Source organism: Rhodopseudomonas sp. BR0C11, from assembly GCF_010820945.1.
Taxonomy (GTDB): Bacteria; Pseudomonadota; Alphaproteobacteria; order Rhizobiales; family Xanthobacteraceae; genus Rhodopseudomonas; species Rhodopseudomonas palustris_H.
Window position 1 is genome coordinate 1 of the sequence record NZ_QTKI01000626.1, and the last position, 1,811, is coordinate 1,811.

The 1,811-nt window shown below is 69.2% G+C and carries 2 protein-coding genes; one reads left to right on the plus strand and one right to left on the minus strand.

Annotated elements, in window-relative coordinates:
• A partial coding sequence (locus DYI24_RS25940; RefSeq protein ID WP_164574354.1) for a ComEC/Rec2 family competence protein occupies nt 1–1,488 on the plus strand: 1,488 nt, incomplete at its 5' end.
• Between the two features lie 57 nt (nt 1,489–1,545).
• Here the strand turns inward: DYI24_RS25940 and DYI24_RS25945 are convergent.
• Nucleotides 1,546–1,811, minus strand: a 266-nt coding sequence (locus DYI24_RS25945; RefSeq protein ID WP_283810908.1) for a LexA family protein, incomplete at its 5' end; no start/stop codon positions are given.

Below are 1,811 nucleotides of genomic sequence, written 5' to 3' on the forward strand. Positions count from 1 at the left end.
CCGCGCGCGAGTGCCACCGCGCTGCTCACAGGTAAGCGAGACGCGATCTCGACCCCGGTGAACGACGCGATGTTCATCTCCGGTCTCGGTCACGTGCTGTCGATCTCCGGTTATCACATGGCGGTGGTGGCCGGCGTGGTGTTCTTCGCGCTCCGCGCACTGCTGGCGCTGATCCCGCGGTTGACCGTGACGTTTCCGATCAAGAAGGTCGCAGCCGCGGTCGCGCTGCTCGCCGCGGCGTTCTATCTGGCGCTGTCGGGTGCGGAAGTCGCGACCCAGCGCAGCTTTCTGATGACAGCGGTGGTGCTGATCGCCGTGATGGTCGACCGCCGTGCAATCACGTTTCGGACGCTGGCGCTGGCCGCACTGGTCGTGCTGTTGATCGCGCCGGAAGCGTTGGTGCATCCGAGCTTCCAGATGTCGTTCGCGGCCACACTTGGGTTGGTGGCGCTGGTGCAGATCGGCATGCCGGCGCTGTTCGCGCAGGCCGATAGTTCGACTGCTGCGCGGGTGGCGCTGTGGGGCGGGCGGGAAATCGCACTGCTGGCGCTGGCTTCGCTGGTCGCCGGCTTCGCGACGATGCCGTACGCGGCCTATCACTTCCACCGCATCACGCCCTATGGCGTGCTCAGCAATCTGGCGGCCATGCCGGTGGTGTCGGCGATCGTGATGCCGGCGGGGCTGCTCGGGCTCGCGGCGATGCCGTTCGGGCTCGATGCGCCGTTCTGGCGGATCATGGAACTCGGGATCGACTGGATGATCCTGGTCGCCCAATGGGTGGCGTCGCTGCCCGGCGCGGTCGGCCGTGTCACCGCGTTCGGTACTGGCCCCTTGCTCGTCGCCTCCCTCGGTATCGTGATGCTCGGTCTGCTCCGCTCGCCGCTGCGCTGGGGCGGAGCGCTCGGCGTTGGCGTCGCCATCGCCTGGGCGGCGTTGACGCCGCAGCCGGAGGTGCTGATTGCCGGCGACGGCAGGCAGGTCGCGGTACGCGGCGCCGACGGCCGGCTGCGGCTAATGCAGGGCGGCGCGGATAGCTTTCGGCTGAAGGAGTGGCTCGCCGCCGACGCCGATTCCCGCGCCCCGGATGCAGCATCGCTGCGAGCCGGTGTCTCCTGCGATCCGGACGGCTGTGTGACGCCGCTCGCCGACGGACGGTTGGTGGCGCTGTCGCTCCGCCCCGACGGGCTCGCCGACGATTGCACCCGCGCCGTGCTGATCGTCACCGCCGGCCAGCCACCGCCGGATTGCGCCGCACGTGTGATCGGCCGGGACGAATTGCAGGCGAATGGCGCGCTGGTGCTGCGGCGGAGCGAAAACGATCCAGGGCTGTTCGTGGCGGATGCCGCCCGACCTCGCGGCCAGAGTCGGCCCTGGGCTCCAGCGGCCGCGGACGCGACGGACGCGGCTATCTCGACCGAACCTTCAAGCCGCCGCCGTGCGCCGATCGACGCAACGCCGGCGCCGCAGGACCAAGTGAGCGACGAGTAGGGCGCAAAGACCCGCACGCAGAAGGCAGAGCGGGCGACCAACTCTGCCCGGCGCGCCTCAATATTTGCGGTACAGCCCGATCAGCTTGCCCTGGATGCGGACGCGGTTCGGCGGCAGGATCCTTACCTCGTAGGCGGCGTTGGCCGGCTCCAGCGCGATCGAGGCGCCGCGGCGGCGGAAGCGCTTCAGCGTGGCTTCCTCTTCGTCGATCAGCGCCACCACGATGTCGCCGGTATCGGCGATGTCGTTCTTCTGGATCAGCGCCATGTCGCCATCGAGGATGCCGGCTTCGACCATCGAGTCGCCGCGCACTTCCAGCGCGT